At 62.7% G+C, this 14,854-nt stretch carries 10 protein-coding genes and 1 pseudogene; 10 read left to right on the top strand and 1 reads right to left on the bottom strand.

What is annotated here, in order from left to right; genetic code table 11:
- The first annotated feature begins 45 nt into the window (after positions 1 to 45).
- From gabT to D0550_RS32220, 4 genes are read left to right on the top strand one after another with little or no spacing between them, the layout of a single operon-like run.
- Positions 46 to 1,359, top strand: coding sequence for a 4-aminobutyrate--2-oxoglutarate transaminase (gene gabT, locus D0550_RS32235; RefSeq protein WP_116813294.1), 1,314 nt, complete (start codon positions 46 to 48; stop codon positions 1,357 to 1,359).
- An 8-nt stretch (positions 1,360 to 1,367) separates the two neighbouring features.
- Positions 1,368 to 2,774: an amino acid permease gene (locus tag D0550_RS32230; protein ID WP_116813293.1), complete on the top strand. Its 1,407-nt coding sequence runs from the start codon at positions 1,368 to 1,370 to the stop codon at positions 2,772 to 2,774.
- Positions 2,771 to 4,486 (top strand): amidohydrolase, encoded by a 1,716-nt coding sequence (locus D0550_RS32225; RefSeq protein WP_116813292.1) that lies wholly within the window; start codon positions 2,771 to 2,773, stop codon positions 4,484 to 4,486. Before D0550_RS32230 ends, D0550_RS32225 begins: the two co-directional genes overlap by 4 nt.
- Positions 4,487 to 4,503: 17 nt before the next feature.
- On the top strand, positions 4,504 to 6,342 hold the full coding sequence (locus D0550_RS32220; RefSeq protein ID WP_116813291.1) for an amidohydrolase: 1,839 nt from the start codon (positions 4,504 to 4,506) through the stop codon (positions 6,340 to 6,342).
- Positions 6,343 to 6,405: 63 nt separating this feature from the next.
- On the opposite strand, the gene D0550_RS32215 is transcribed toward D0550_RS32220, so the two are convergent.
- Positions 6,406 to 6,807: a CHRD domain-containing protein gene (locus tag D0550_RS32215; protein WP_116813290.1), complete on the bottom strand. Its 402-nt coding sequence runs from the start codon at positions 6,805 to 6,807 to the stop codon at positions 6,406 to 6,408.
- A 276-nt stretch (positions 6,808 to 7,083) separates the two neighbouring features.
- Here D0550_RS32215 and D0550_RS32210 point away from each other — a divergent pair, with 276 nt between their 5' ends.
- From D0550_RS32210 to D0550_RS34760, 6 genes and pseudogenes are all read left to right on the top strand, one after another.
- Positions 7,084 to 8,217 carry a hypothetical protein gene (locus D0550_RS32210; protein WP_116813289.1) on the top strand — a complete coding sequence of 378 codons (1,134 nt, stop codon included), beginning with the start codon at positions 7,084 to 7,086 and terminating at the stop codon, positions 8,215 to 8,217.
- 8 nt (positions 8,218 to 8,225) lie between these two features.
- Positions 8,226 to 9,887, top strand: coding sequence for a DUF1592 domain-containing protein (locus D0550_RS32205; RefSeq protein ID WP_116813288.1), 1,662 nt, complete (start codon positions 8,226 to 8,228; stop codon positions 9,885 to 9,887).
- A gap of 14 nt (positions 9,888 to 9,901) precedes the next feature.
- Positions 9,902 to 11,248 (top strand): DUF1552 domain-containing protein, encoded by a 1,347-nt coding sequence (locus tag D0550_RS32200; protein WP_116813287.1) that lies wholly within the window; start codon positions 9,902 to 9,904, stop codon positions 11,246 to 11,248.
- The gene (locus D0550_RS37320) at positions 11,245 to 12,597 is read left to right on the top strand and encodes a hypothetical protein (RefSeq protein ID WP_170134697.1); all 1,353 of its coding nucleotides are present in this window, start codon (positions 11,245 to 11,247) and stop codon (positions 12,595 to 12,597) included. The genes D0550_RS32200 and D0550_RS37320 overlap by 4 nt, the downstream gene beginning before the upstream one ends.
- A gap of 126 nt (positions 12,598 to 12,723) precedes the next feature.
- Positions 12,724 to 13,260 (top strand): annotated as a pseudogene (locus D0550_RS37025) (TonB-dependent receptor plug domain-containing protein); the annotation flags it as partial.
- A 1,297-nt stretch (positions 13,261 to 14,557) separates the two neighbouring features.
- The coding region (locus tag D0550_RS34760; RefSeq protein WP_153067450.1) for a TonB-dependent receptor at positions 14,558 to 14,854 on the top strand (297 nt) is incomplete at its 3' end.

Raw genomic sequence — 14,854 nt, 5'->3', positions numbered from 1 at the left:
ACGCAGAAGCCCCCAGGGCGAAACCTCGAAGAGCGGCGCCTCCGGATGATCGCGAATTCTCCAGTCAGCACCACAAACGCCACGCTCAATACGCGCCGCAGTGTCGCGGTGACTGGTGGCGTTGCCAGTGCCACCGCCATCTATGCCGACCGGGCCGCGAACGCGGAGATATGGGATGTCGAAGGCCGGCGCTACATCGATTTCGCGAGCGGCATCGGCGTGCTGGCGACCGGGCATCGGCATCCGCGAGTCATGGCGGCAGTGAATGCGCAGCTCGAGCGCTTCACGCACACCGCATTTCAAGTCATGGGCTATCAGCCTTACATCGAGCTGGCGGAACGGCTCAATGCGATAGCGCCATTCAAGTCGCCGGCCCAGACGTTGCTGCTCACGACTGGCGCGGAAGCCGTCGAGAACGCCGTGAAGATCGCGCGCCTGGCCACTGGACGCTCGGCGGTCATCGCCTTCAGCGGCGCATTCCACGGTCGAACGTCGTTGACGCTGGCCATGACGGGAAAGATGGCGCCGTACAAGAGCGGGATGGGATCGAGCGGTCGAGAGGTGTATCGCATTCCGTTTCCGATGGAACATCGCGGCGTATCGGTGGCCGAGTCGATCGACGCGCTGCATGCGCTGTTTTATGCGGATGTGGCGCCCGATCAAGTTTCGGCCATCATCATCGAGCCCGTGCAAGGCGAGGGTGGCTTCCAGGTCGCGCCGCTTGAATTGCTGCGCCATCTCAGGCAAGTCTGCGACACGCACGGGATCCTGCTGATTGCCGACGAAATCCAGTCGGGCTTCGGCCGGACCGGGCGAATGTTTGCTATCGAACATGCCGGGGTCGAGCCGGATCTCGTGACGCTGGCGAAGTCGCTGGCCGGCGGCTTTCCGCTAGCCGCGGTTCTGGGGCGTGCGCAGATCATGGAACGCGCTTCGCCGGGATCGCTCGGCGGCACGTATGGAGGATCGCCGATCGGCTGTGCGGCGGCATTGGCCGTTCTGGATGTAATCGAAGACGAGAATCTACTGGAGCGCGCCGACGTGATCGGCGCACGCCTGCGTTCGCGTCTCACTGAAATCAGTCGTCGTAACGATGTGCTGACGATGTCGAATCTGCGCGGCCTGGGCGCCATGATCGGTTTCGATCTGGTGAGCAGCGCCGATCCGCTGGTGCCGAATGGGACTGCGGCCAAGGAAGTCGCGGCCCGAGCGCTGGCCAACGGGCTCGTCATTCTTACGTGCGGCACCCATGGCGAGACGGTGCGCATTCTGGTGCCGCTGACGGTCACCGAGGCGGTGCTCGAGGAAGGGTTGAGCATTCTCGAACGGGCCCTGGCTCGACCGAATAGCGCCGCTTGAGCAACCCGATGACGAAAGACGCTGCTTTGCGCGAAGGTCCGCAACTCGCGAAGAGTCTGCTGTCGAGGCATGTGACCATGATCTCGATCGGCGGGATCATCGGCGCGGGATTGTTCGTCGGCAGCAGCGCGGCCATCGCCGCTGCGGGGCCAGCCATCACGTTGAGCTATGTGCTTGCGGGTTCAGTGATCCTGCTCGTCATGCGCATGCTGGGCGAGATGGCGTCGGTGAGTCCGGGGCAGGGCTCGTTCACTGAATATGCGCGCCTCGGCCTGGGCAACTGGGCCGGCTTCGTCACCGGCTGGTTGTACTGGTATTTCTGGGTGGTGGTGGTGGCGATCGAAGCCATCGCCGGCGCGGCCATCATCGCCGCATGGCTGCCGTTGCCCGAGTGGCAGATCGGATTGGCGCTGATGGTGATTCTCACCATCGTCAATCTGATGTCGACGCGCACCTACGGCGAGTTCGAGTTCTGGTTCGCTTCGATCAAGGTCGCTGCGATCGTGGCATTCCTGGTGGTCGGCACTGGCTATCTCATCGGGTTCACGCCCGCGGGGGGCGGGGGTCTGCACAACTTGACGGCGCATGGCGGATTCTTGCCGCAAGGATCGATTGCCGTGCTCGCGGCCATCACTACGGTCATCTTCTCGCTGGTGGGTGCGGAGATCGCCATCATCGCCGCGGCCGAGTCGAATGAGTCGGCGCTGACGATCTCGCGCCTGACCATCACCATCCTGCTGCGGATCCTGCTGTTCTACGTCGGCTCGATCCTGCTGATCGTGATGATCGTGCCGTGGAATGAGATCCGGCCCGGCGTGTCGCCGTTCGTCATGGCGATGGATCGCATCGGCATTCCGGGCGCCGCGCTCATCATGAACGTGATCGTGTTGACTGCGGTGCTGTCCTGTCTGAACTCGGGCGTCTACATCACTTCCCGTGTGTTGTTCACACTCGCCGCCAAAGGCGATGCTCCTCAGTCGCTCATCAAGTTGAACGCGCGCAAGGTGCCGGTGAGGGCGATTCTGCTCGGCAGCTCGCTGGGCTACGGCGCCGTGATCACGGCGGTGATCTCGCCATCGGTGCTGTTTGCGTTTCTGCTCAATACCTCGGGCGCCATCATGCTCGTGGTTTATCTGATCGTCGCGCTGGCGCAGATCCAGCAACGCAAGGCGCTGTCGCCCGAGCAGGTGCAGGGGTTGAGCGTGCGCATGTGGTTCTTTCCATGGGCGAGCTGGTTGGTGATCGCGGCTATCGTGACTGTGCTGCTCGCCATGGCGTTCACGTCGGATCTTGCCAGTCAGCTGTTCGCGAGCCTGTTGTGCACCGGCATCGCGTTGTTCGCCTACTACCTTCGCAATCGTTCCAGCGCCAATCAGTTGGCCCGCGCTTACAACAAACGGGAGTTCATCCAATGAGTTCAAGCCAGTGGTTCCGCCCGGCACTCGTGCTGGCCGGAGGGATGGGGTTCGCCGCCAGCGGCGTGGCGCAAGAAAGCGCCGACTTGGTGATGTTCGGCGGCAAGGTACTCACCGTCGATCGAGATTTCTCGATCGCTTCGGCGGTGGCGGTGAAGGACGGCAAGATTCTGGCTGTGGGCGGCGATGATCTCGCCAAGAAATACACGGCCAAGCGCAGCATCGACTTGAAGGGGCGCACGCTGTTGCCGGGGTTCACGGATACGCACATTCATATCCGCACGTCCGCGCGGCGCGACGTTGATCTCGTCGGCGTGAAATCCATCACCGAGCTGCAGGAGCTGGTGCGAAAGAAAGCCAAAGAGCTGGGACCTGGCAAATGGATCACCGGTTATGGCTGGGACGAAGCGATCTTCGCCGAGAAGCGCAATCCGACGCGTGCCGATCTCGATGCAGCGGCACCGGACAATCCGGTCGCACTCACGCGAGCGGGCTCGCATTCGATCGTCGGCAATTCGGCCGCGATCAAAATCGCCGGCCTCACGCCCGAGACTCCGGATCCGCCGAGCGGCCTGATCGAAAAGGACGCCAAGGGTCAGCTCAATGGCGTAGTCCGAGAGAGCAACGACATGTACTTGAAGCATGCTCCGGCGAATCAATGGGAAGACCTGAGCGACAGTTATGTCGCCAGCTTGAAGTCGTTGCTGGCCCTCGGCATCACCAGCGTCATGGACGCGGGCGGCACCATCGATGATGAGCCGGTGGGCAAGGGCGGGACGGACAAGCCCAGCGCGCGTGTTACTTACAAGCGTGCGAAGGCCATCTACGACAAGCAGGGCACCGATTTGCCACGGCTCGCGCTGTATATCAGCTATCCCGGCAAGGATCGGATCAACGCGTATCCGCACAAGACGGGCTATGGCGACGACCGAGTGCGCATCGGGCCCATCGGGGAAACGGCCGTCGACGGCGGCTTCACCGGCCCGACCGCGTGGACGCTGGCCGACTACAAGGGCATGCCTGGCTTCCGGGGCAAGGGTCGTTTCAGCGATGCGGAGCTGAAAGAGATCGTCGACAACAGCGCGAAGCGCGGCTGGCAGATGGGCCTGCATGCCATCGGCGATGCGGCGATCGTGCAGACAGTCAACGCATATTCGTCGGCGCTTCGCTCCATCGTCGGCGCGAACAAGGATCACCGCTGGTTCCTCGATCACTTCACCGTGATGCCGCCCGACGCGACCATGAAGACCATGGCCGAAGACAAGATCATGATCGCGCAGCAGCCGAACTTCACTTACAACCTGGAAGATCGTTACGTGCAGACGCTCGACGACTGGCGCGTGCAGCACACGAACTCGATCGCCACGCCGGCCAAGAAGTTCGGTCTGTTCGTGGCGTTAGGCTCGGACAATCTGCCCATCGGCCCGATGGTCGGCCTCTACACGGCCGTCACCCGCAAAGGCATGAGTGGCAAGGTCTACGGTCCTGAAGAGGCCGTTTCCATCCAGGAAGCGCTACGCATGTACACCGCGAACGGTCCGTATCTGACGTTCGAGGAGAAGACCAAGGGCACGCTGGAGAAGGGCAAGCTCGCCGACATGATCGTGCTCGATTCCGATCCGCTGAAGATTCCGGCGGACCGGCTGCTCGATGTGAAGGTCGACCTGACGGTGGTCGGCGGCAAGGTGGTCTACGAGCGGTCGGCTACTTGAGGAGTCGTCCGGTGAAAATGTTTGCTAGTGGAGCGGTCATCACGCTGGCGTTGGCTGGCATTGCCACGAGCGAGCCGGCAGCGGCGGAGCGACTGGGCGAGCCCGACACGGTCTTTCAGAACGGCAGGATCTACGTCGGCATACCTGGGAAGTTCGTCGAAGCCGTCGCCGTGAAGGACGGCAGAGTGCTCGCTACCGGCTCCACGGCGCAGATGCGAGCACTCGCGGTCGGCACGACGAAGTATGAAGATCTGGGAGGCCAGGCGGTGTTGCCTGGCCTCTACGACAATCATGTTCACGTCAATGCCGATCGCGGCGCGCAGCCCAAGGAATCGTTGGACCTGAGCACCGTGACCGGCTTGAAGGACCTGCAACAGCGGTTGAAGGACTACGCGGCGCGTCGGCCGAGCGCCGAGTGGATCGTCGCCACTGTGCCGCACGGGACGGGCGCCGTCGAGCCCTTCCCTGAATCGGCGTTGCCGACGCGTTGGGATCTGGATGGCGTTACGCCGAATCATCCGGTGGCGCTGACGCGCGGCGCGCATATCACGTTGACGAATACGAAAGCCCTGCAGATCGCCGGCATATCGCGAGACACACCGCAGCCGGGCGGCGGCGTGATCGAGCGGAACGACAAAGGCGAACCAACCGGCGTTCTGCGGGAGTCTTCGGCGCGGCGCATGGTGATGCGTCACGTGCCAGAGCCCAAGCTATCGGATGAAGAGGGGATGCAGAATCTGCGCAAGCGTCTGCGCGATCAGTTGGCGCTCGGCGTGACGAGTTTGAATGTGCCGGGCATGCGTCCTGGTGACGATCTTCGTCTGATGCAGAAGCTGTACGAAGAGGAAGGCGAGACGTTGCCGCGCGCGACCATTCAGATTCGTCTCAGCCCGGGCTTCGACAGTTACGACGATCCCGCGAAGGGCGCTCAGAAGAGTATCGAGGAGATCGAATCTCTATCGTTCCGAACGCGCTTCGGCAACGATCGCATCAAGCTCGGCGCCATCAAGATGAGCGTGGACGGCGGCATGGGCGGTCAGGCCGCGTGGCTGGTGGACGAGTATCGAACGCGACCTGGCTATCGCGGCGTGGAGCGGATTCCGGAAGATGCGCTGTATCGTGTGGCCAAACGCGCTCACGATCTCGGCTGGCAACTTGGAATTCACGCCATCGGCGATCAGGGAATCATTCGCACCGTGAACGTCATGGAACGCATCGTGAAGGAGAATCCACGCCCCAACGCACGCCACTATCTGCATCACATCTCGGTCAAGCCGCCGGAGGAGATCCTGCGGAAGATCAAGGACAATCAGTTTCAGGCGGCGATGCAGCCGAATTTCACGCACACGCTGGCGTCGTTCTACGCCATGGCGTTGTCGCCACAGAAGTTGCCGACCAACAACCCGTTGCGATCGCTCAAGGCGTTGGGCATTCCCATTTCCTTCGGCACCGACAGCCTGCCCGATGGACCGATCGTTTCACTGTACGCCGCGATCACTCGTCGCGGTGTCGATGGCAAGGTCTACGGCGCGGAAGAACGTCTCACGTTAGAAGAGGCTTTGCACGCGGCGACGGTCGGCACAGCCTATATGACTTTCGACGAGAACGATCGCGGCACGCTTGAACCGGGCAAGCTGGCGGACATGATCGTCCTGGATCGCGACATCTTCAAAATCGATCCGGAAGACATCCGTTCGCTGCTGGTCAAGACCAACATCATCGGCGGCCGGGTGGTGTGGCGAGATGACGGCTCGGCGCGGCCCAAGCCGACGCATGCTTTGCTCGATCCGGGCTGTACTGTGACCGTCACCGAAGTGCATTGTCACTATTCCGGCGAGGATGGCGGCGTCTGGTGACGCTGTAATTGTTTCCTTTCGAATGCACGCTGCGCGCCGGGCCGCGCAGCGTGCAAGAGCCGATTACGGCTTCAACTGAGCCCGAATCTCTCCCGGCTTGTGCTCGGCACTGTGCACGTTCACGTACAGCCCGCCGGCCTTGTAGCTCGCGAACTGCTCATCGGTCAGCTTCGAGCCTTCCGGCACATCCCAGACGCCCTCGGAAGATTGCACCAGCGTGATGATGGGCGGCCCGTTCTTGCCCGCCGGGGCGGCGTGGATGTGCGCGGCGATTCCCTTGATCCCCGTGGTCTTCACGCTGCCGCTCACGGTCTTGTCGGCATTGACTTTGATGCTGCCGGTGCCGGTGGCGGAGGTGGTGACGGCGGGCACTTCTTCCGCGCCGGTCAGCTTCAGGTCGGCGGCCAACGCCGCGTGGGCGCCGAGCGCCAATGTCATCGTTATCAGCGCAGACAATGCTTTCATCGTCGAGTCTCCTGGCGGTTGTTATTGAATCTACTGTTATGAAACGGGCGCGGACGTCGGACGGCTTTACTGTGCCCGAGGCCGGGCCGGCCCGCATGAGTAAATTCATGGACACGGCGCAAGGTTTCCGTGCCCGGGGCGGTTCTGGTGTCTGGAAGACACCGAACTCGTCTCGTTATACATCTCCTCAAGGCGGCGCCCCCCCGAGTAAGGTGCTGCTCAACGGCAACGTAGGCGAAACGCCACGATTTCCGGGCCGACAGTTTCGGGGGGTCGATGAAGAACATCAGAGCGCTTGTCACGAGCGCGCCGTTAGTCGCTCTAGCCGCCGGTGCCACACCAGCTCACGCTGAGACACGTGGCTACGTCATCAGCTGGTTTGGCACCGCCACACACGTCACCGATTTCAAGAACAGCTGCCCGCAGAACAAGAATGGCGGCGGTGCCGAGTGGATGATCCGCGATCTGATCAGCATCGGTTACTCGAGAGCGCAGGCCGCCAAGCTCGCCGAAGGCGGCGAGGTCGCGGGACCGCTGCGGGACAAGCTGGCCAAGCGCGCCGTCGTCAACGGCAAGAACGTCAGCATCTACAACTATCCCGACGCAGTCCCCGATCCGGACATCGAAACCGTCTCGGGCAAGTACGCCTACGGTTTCGATCTGGGCGGCACGAACGAGGCCGCCAAGTTCATCGATCCGGACACCGGCGGCAAGGTCGACAACCAACTGTGGCGCGCCATCGGTTGCACGGCATCGTTCCGTGCCGAACCGCCGGCGATGCCGTTCCCGGAAGAGGTTTCCTGGAACGCGATGGTGGAAACATCGCCGGGCTGGTCGATGCGGATCACCGCCGAGGACTTCAGCAAGGACGGCAAAGTCACGCTCACGCTCGATCGCGTCACCCAGCATCTGGAGCGTGACGCCGCCGGCAACATCATGAGCAGCGCCAGCTACGTGATCGAGCCTTCCGAGAAATCTCACAATGTCTTGAAAGGCGAGCTGAAGGGCGGCGTCATCACCATCGAGCCGCAGGATATCTATCTGCAGGCGGAGATGCCGTTCTATCCCGAGATGGCGCTGCGTAACGCGCACATGCGAATCACGGTGAAGCCCGACGGGCAACTGGTCGGATACTGGGGCGGTTATTTCAGCCGCGAACGTTTCTCTTACATGATCACGTCGCGTCCCGGTCACGGCGGCGATTCGCTCGGCATCTATCACGCGGTGAAAAAGATGGCCGACGCCAGCCCCGATCCGAAGACGGGCCAGAACGAGGAGATTTCCTCCACCTGGCGCATGGAAGCGGTGCCCGCTTTCCTCACCACCATCGACGGCAAGGTCGTGGCCAACGCAGTGTTACCCGCCGCCGCGCCGGCTCAGGTCGCGGCAGCAGCGGATTCCGAAGGTTGAAGGGGCTTATGAAAGTGAGATTCAGTTGCGCGGCGGCGGCAGCGTCGCTGTTGACCGCGAGCCTGGTATCGATGGATGCGCTGGCGGCATCCTCGACACCTGCATCGTCGGCGGCTCCTTTGTCATGGCGGCTCGGGCCGAGTCAGTATCGTCAAACCATGGTCGAAGTGTTCGGACCGTCCATCGCGATCACGGGACGTTTCGATCCCGAGTATCGACAGGATGGTTTGCTCACCATCGGTGCGCGCACCGCCAGCATCTCCTCCTCCGGTTTCGAGCGCTACGACGAGCTGGCCGAGAACGTGGCGGCGCAAGTGGTCGATCAACGGCATCGCGACACGCTCATTCCTTGCAAGCCGCAGTCGGCGACGACGAACGACGATGCGTGCGCTCGGCAGTTCCTGAGCACCGCCGGTCGATTGCTCTATCGCCGTGCGCTGGCCGAAGAGGAGATTTCGCTGTCGATCCGGATCGCCGGCGAAGTGGCCAAGGCCAAGAACGATTTCTACACCGGCATCGCCGCGGCACTGAGCAACATGTTGCTGTCGCCGAACTTTCTGTACGTCTACAAAACCTTCGAGCCCGATCCGGACGAGCAGGGCAAGCTGCGACTGGACGGTTATTCCAAGGCGTCCGTGCTGAGCTTCTTCCTGTGGAATGCGCCGCCGGACGATGCACTGCTGAGCGCCGCCGAGAATGGCGAGATCCATACCAAGAAAGGCTTGAAGCGCCAGGTGGACCGGATGCTGGCATCGCCCAGTCTGGAGTCCGGTGTGCGGGCGTTCTTTGCCGACATGCTCGGCTTCAGCGAGTTCGAAACGCTGGCCAAGGATCCAACGTTCTATCCACGCTTTACCCCGAAGGTGGTCGATCAGGCGCAGGAGCAGACTTTGCGAACCATCGTCGATCTGCTGATCGTGCGTCAGGGCGATTATCGGGATTTGTACACCACGCCCGATACGTTCCTCACCCGCTCGCTCGCCGCGCTGTACGGCGTGCCTATCGTCGACACCACGGACAACGGCCAGCCCGAGCGCTGGATTCCTTACAAGTATGGTGCCGACGATCCGCGCGCCGGCATCCTTTCGCACGCCAGCTTCGTTGCTCTTCATTCGCCTTCGGGCCGCTCATCGCCGACCGATCGTGGCAAGGCGTTGCGTGAATATCTGCTGTGTCAGGCGGTACCGTCGCCGCCGGCGGATGTGAGTTTCGCCGTCGTCCAGGACACGAATCATCCCGTCCACAAGACCGCTCGTGAACGTCTCGGCGCACATGCCACCGATGCGGCGTGTTCGGGATGTCACAAGATCACCGATCCCATCGGCCTCGCGTTGGAAAATTTCGACACCGCCGCTGGCTATCGCACGACCGAGAATGGCGCGCGCATCGATACCAGTGGCGAGCTGAACGGCACGAAGTTCGATGGACCCGTCGGTCTTACCAAAGCCCTGCATGGCGATCCGGCGCTGACCACCTGCGTCGCGACCCGAGCTGTCGCTTATGCCTCGGGCCGGACGCCTGGCCGAGGTGATGCGGAGTTGAAGCGCATCCAGGCCGAGTTCGGCAAGCAGAAATACAACTTCGTCGAGCTGCTGCGTGAAGTGGCGCTCAGCGATGCGTTGTTCCGAGTCCCGCCCTCTGCCGCTCAACTCGTCACAGCAACACGTTAAGGAGCAGACGCACCATGAAGTCCGGTCGCCAGATCACTCGTCGCCGTCTCCTTCGCGGCATGTTGGCAGGCAGCGCAGTCACCGTAGGGCTGCCGATTCTCGATTGCGTGCTGAACACCAACGGCACCGCGTTCGCGTCCACCGGCTCTGCGCTGCCGGCCCGCTTCGCCACCTGGTATTGGCCGTTGGGGCTCGGCGAGGACGATTGGACGCCGAAGGTGAGCGGCACCAACTACACGTTGCCGCCGCAGATGGCGCCGTTGAAGCCGCTGCAGAAGAAACTCAACTTCTTCACCGGCGGCCAGGTGTTTCTCGACGGTCAGTCGAACAACGTGCATTTCACCGGCCTGCAGGGCTTGATGACCGGCAAGGTCGCGAACTCGCGAGAGTATCTCGGCAGCATCGATGCGCTGATCAGCCAGGTCATCGGCAGCGGTTCACGCTTCCGCTCGATCGAAGTCGCCTGTGCCGGCAGCCCGCGCGATTGCTGGAGTGCGCGTGCCGACAGTGGCGTGCAACCAGCGGAGATTTCGCCGGTGGCATTGTACGGCCGCATCTTCGGCGCGGAGTTCAAAGATCCCAACGCAGCCGAGTTCACACCCGATCCGGATGTAATGCTGAAGAAGAGCGTGCTCTCCGGCATCGCCGAGGAGCGGCAGTCGTTGATGAAACGGCTGGGCGCGGCCGATCGCGACAAGCTCGACAACTATTTCACTTCGCTGCGCGAGCTGGAACAGAAGCTGCAGATTCAGCTGCAGAAGCCCGAGCCGTTGCCGTCCTGCTCCATTCCGAAGCCGCTGCCGACGGACCACGAGCCCGCGGTGACGCTCGCAACGGATGCCATCGAGCGCGCCAATCTGTTCGGCGGGCTGCTTGCGCATGCGCTGGCGTGCGGGCAGACGAACGTGACCAACCTCGCGATCTCACGTCCGCAGTCCGGACTGCGTAAGGGTGGCGATGCGACCGCGCATCACACGCATACGCACGAGGAGCAGATCGATACGAAGTTGGGCTACCAGCCGGTGTGCCGCTGGTTCACCGATCAGTACATGAGCGCGCTGGCGCAGTTCGTCACCAAGCTGGACGGCATCAAAGAAGGGGATCGCACGTTGCTCGATAGCATGGTGGTGTTCGCGTTCACCGACCACGGCGCGCCGCGTCTGCACTCGGTTCGCAACTATCCCATCCTCACCTTCGGCAACGGCGGTGGACGCATCAAGACCGGCATGCACATCGGTCGACCCGGCGATCAGGTGACGCGCGTCGGCCTGACGATTCAGCAGGCGATGGGCGTGCAGACCAGCAGCTGGGGTGTGGGTTCGAATCGGGTGACCAGCCCGATCTCCGAGGTGTTCGCGTGACCAATACGAAGTCGGTGGTGCTGGTGGGAGCGGGCGTCGTGGTTGCCGCTGCCGCCGCTTATTTCCTGATGTCGCGCGACGCGCTCGACAGTCGTCCGATGGAAGCCTGGGCGCCGCCGCCCTCGGTGCCGGCCGATTTGACGATCATCGACGTGGTGAGCTCGAGCGGCCAGTTCCTGTGGCAACGTCTCGGCGACGATACCGGCAAGCCGCTCTACACGTACAAGGCGGACGAAGCCAGCGGCAAATCCTCCTGTACGGGCGAGTGCGCGACCAGGTTTCCGCCGCTCCTCGCGGCTGCTTCGGCGGCTCCCTCGGGAGATTGGTCGATCGTTACACGCGATGACGGAACGAAGCAGTGGGCCTACCAAGGCAAGCCGTTGCATCGCTTTTCTGGAGAGAATCCGCCGGACACCAAATCGGACGGCTCGCCGCTCGGGGGCAGCCGTGCGCGAGATCCAGCGCTGTTCGATCCGGGTAGCACTCTTTATTCGCCCGACTCCGATTGGCAGCGCGCGGCCTTCGCACCGGACAAGAGCATGGCGATTCCGGCGGGCATCACATTGCGTAGTCATTCTGTCGCCAACGGCTATGTGTTCGTGGTTTCGAACACAGGCATGGTCATCTACGCGATGGGCAAGCCACCGAAAGCGGAAGACACGAGTTCGTGGTCGCCGGTCGACGCACCGGGTCTCGCGGTGCCCATGGGCGACTTCCAATTGGTCACACGTCGCGCCGATGGGCGCAGGCAGTGGGCATACAAGGGATATTTGCTCTACACCTATCGCGGCGACTACTCGCCGACCGATCTGAATGGATTGGCGGGCGGCAAGGACGTACATGCGGCACTGGCGTACGCCAACTACATGCCGCCGTCCGTCGACATTCGATTCGTCACCGCTCGCGGTCCGATCATGATGACGAAGGAGGGCCGCACGCTCTACACGCAGCTCGGGTATCGGCTGCAATACGGCGGTCGCCTCAGTCGCGACGGTTACAGCTATCCATATGCGGACGCGAAGCACGTCGGCACGCGCGGTTGCGTCGATGAGTGCCTGGAAACGTGGCAGCCATTTGTCGCCGACGCGAACGCCAAGCCGTCAGGATTCTGGGAGATAGAAACCCGCGCGGACAACGGAGCGCGGCAGTGGGCTTACAAGGGAGCACCTCTGTATACCTTCGCGGGCGACAAGAAGGCCGGGGATTTGGAAGGCAACAATCGCTATGTGGTGGTCTATGGCGACGTGGATGGCAAGGTCGATCTATCGCTCACCACCGGCGGCGACTCCGAAGGAGGGGACCGGGCCGGATCGAGTTTCTTCTGGCGCTCGGCGGCGCTAGTCAACTAGCCGCACCGACCAATCGTCTCGAACAGGGCATCTAACAACTCCGGAGCCGCAACGCTCCGGGACTGGGTTGCTGCGCGCCGAAAATTCCGGCGACGGCAATCGAGGCAAACCAGATAGGGGAATCCAATGAGTCTCAAGGCATCGTACAAGCTGAAGTTGGCCGTGGCGTTGGCGTTGACAACCCAACAGTGGAGCGTGCACGCCCAGGAAGCGAGCGGCGAATTGATGGCGCAAGCCGAAGGCGCTCCGGCCGCGGGCGCGACGCAGGACTCGGGACGACCTGAAGAACTGGTAGTCACCGGTTCACGCATCGTTCGAGTCGACGGCTACGAGGCGCCGACGCCACTGGCGGTGGTGGATGCGGACTCTCTCAACATGGCCGCAGACGCCAGCGTCACCCAGACGCTCAATACCATGCCGGCTTTCGGTGGCAGCTTGACGGTCGCGGGCGGCGCCAGAACGCCCAGTTCGAACACCGCCGGCATCGCCGGTGTGGCGCTTAGAAATCTCGGTGGCAACCGCACGCTGGTGTTGCTGGACGGACAGCGCTCGGTGCCTGCGACGGCCACGGGCATCGTCGATACCAACAATTTCCCGCAGCAGCTGATTGCGCGCGTCGAGACGGTGACCGGCGGCGCATCGGCGGTGTACGGATCGGACGCCGTGGCCGGTGTCGTGAACTTCGTGCTCGACCGTAAGTACACCGGCATCAAGGGCGAAGCTTCGGCGGCCTCGACCAACTTTGACGACGGCCGTAACTGGCGAGTCGAGCTGGCCGCCGGTTTCCCGTTCGCGGGTGGCCGCGGCCACGTGTTGTTGAGCGGCGAGATGATGGACGACGACGGCGTGCACGGCGTCGGCAAGCGCGGCTGGGCCAAAACCGCGCACAACTACTACGTCAATCCTGCTTACAACGGCACCAACGGCCAGCCCGAGTTCCTGCTCGCCGACAATGTGTTCCTGTCCGGTGCGACGCCGGGCGGCATCATCACGTCCGGGCCGTTGCGCGGCACGGCCTTCGGCCAGGGCGGCGTGCCTTATCAATTCAACTATGGCATCAACGTGCCGCGCGACAACTTCATGTCCGGCGGCGACTATCGCGATACGCTCACCTACGACTCGTACAGCCTGGCGCCCTCGGAGAAACGACAGAACATTTTCAGCCGCGTTTCCTTCGACGTCACCGATAACCTGAATATCTTTGCGCAGGTGTCGCGTGGTGTGTCCGAGACCTGGGGCATCGCGTTCCCGCACTATCAAGTCGGCGCGGGTCCGACGGTGCGATCCGGCAATCCCTTCATACCTGCCTCGGTGCAGGCGCAGATGACCTCGTTGGGACTGGCCACGATCCGCATCGGCACCATGAACGCGGACATGGGCGATATTCCCGTCGGCACGACGCGTGCCGCGAATCGCTTCGTCCTGGGCGCGGAAGGCAAGCTCGATATGCTGAGCACTTCCTGGTCGTGGAACGCCTACGCCCAGGTGGGCGAGACCTCGAGCTCGCACAACACCTACAACGTCGAGGACAACGCCAAGTATGCGTTGGCCCTCGACGCCGTTCGGGATCCGGTGACGGGCAATCCCGTCTGCCGCTCGACGCTGACCGATCCGGGCAACGGCTGTGTGCCGTGGAATCCGATGGGCATCGGCGTGAACAGCGCTGAAGCGCACGCTTATCTGTTCGGCACGGCGCACGCGAATCAAACGACCAAGCAAACGGTGTACGCCGCGGCGATCACGGGTGAACCGTTCTCGAACTGGGCAGGTCCGGTGTCGGTGGCGTTGAGTGCCGAGTATCGCCAGGAAGATGCCACCGTGACTTCCGATCCGGTGTCGCAGGTCGGCGGCTGGCGCTCGGGCAATCTGATTCCGCTGGACGCCGGCTTTCACGTCGTGGAGGCGGCCATCGAAACGCTGGTGCCGCTGGCCAGCAACATGCGGTTTTCGTTCGACAGCTTTGGATTTTTTTGTCCGCCGCGTTTTTTTCGTTGCCACCGACTACGAGATCTCGGGCAGCGTCGAGACTTGGAAGGTCGGCATGACGTATGCGCCGATTCAGGATGTGAAATTCCGCGGCACCATTTCGCGTGACATCCGTGCTCCGAACATCAACGAGTTGTTCCAGGAGTTGAACATCGGTCTCACGTCGACGTTCGATCCGGTGACCAACACCACGCCGACTCACGGCCGCACGCAGCGGGGCAACCTGAGCCTGACGCCGGAGAAGGCGGACAGCATGACCGTGGGCGTGGTG

The organism is Steroidobacter cummioxidans (assembly GCF_003104955.1).
The sequence above is the reverse complement of the archived record's forward strand: the minus strand, read 5'-3'. Positions and strand labels throughout refer to the sequence as shown.

Bases quoted from the DNA above. Each gene is read 5' to 3' on its own strand.
- gabT (WP_116813294.1), top strand. From the start codon at position 46: ATGATCGCGAATTCTCCAGTCAGCACCACAAACGCCACGCTCAATACG.
- D0550_RS32230 (WP_116813293.1), top strand. From the start codon at position 1,368: ATGACGAAAGACGCTGCTTTGCGCGAAGGTCCGCAACTCGCGAAGAGT.
- D0550_RS32225 (WP_116813292.1), top strand. From the start codon at position 2,771: ATGAGTTCAAGCCAGTGGTTCCGCCCGGCACTCGTGCTGGCCGGAGGG.
- D0550_RS32220 (WP_116813291.1), top strand. From the start codon at position 4,504: ATGTTTGCTAGTGGAGCGGTCATCACGCTGGCGTTGGCTGGCATTGCC.
- D0550_RS32215 (WP_116813290.1), bottom strand. From the start codon at position 6,807: ATGAAAGCATTGTCTGCGCTGATAACGATGACATTGGCGCTCGGCGCC.
- D0550_RS32210 (WP_116813289.1), top strand. From the start codon at position 7,084: ATGAAGAACATCAGAGCGCTTGTCACGAGCGCGCCGTTAGTCGCTCTA.
- D0550_RS32205 (WP_116813288.1), top strand. From the start codon at position 8,226: ATGAAAGTGAGATTCAGTTGCGCGGCGGCGGCAGCGTCGCTGTTGACC.
- D0550_RS32200 (WP_116813287.1), top strand. From the start codon at position 9,902: ATGAAGTCCGGTCGCCAGATCACTCGTCGCCGTCTCCTTCGCGGCATG.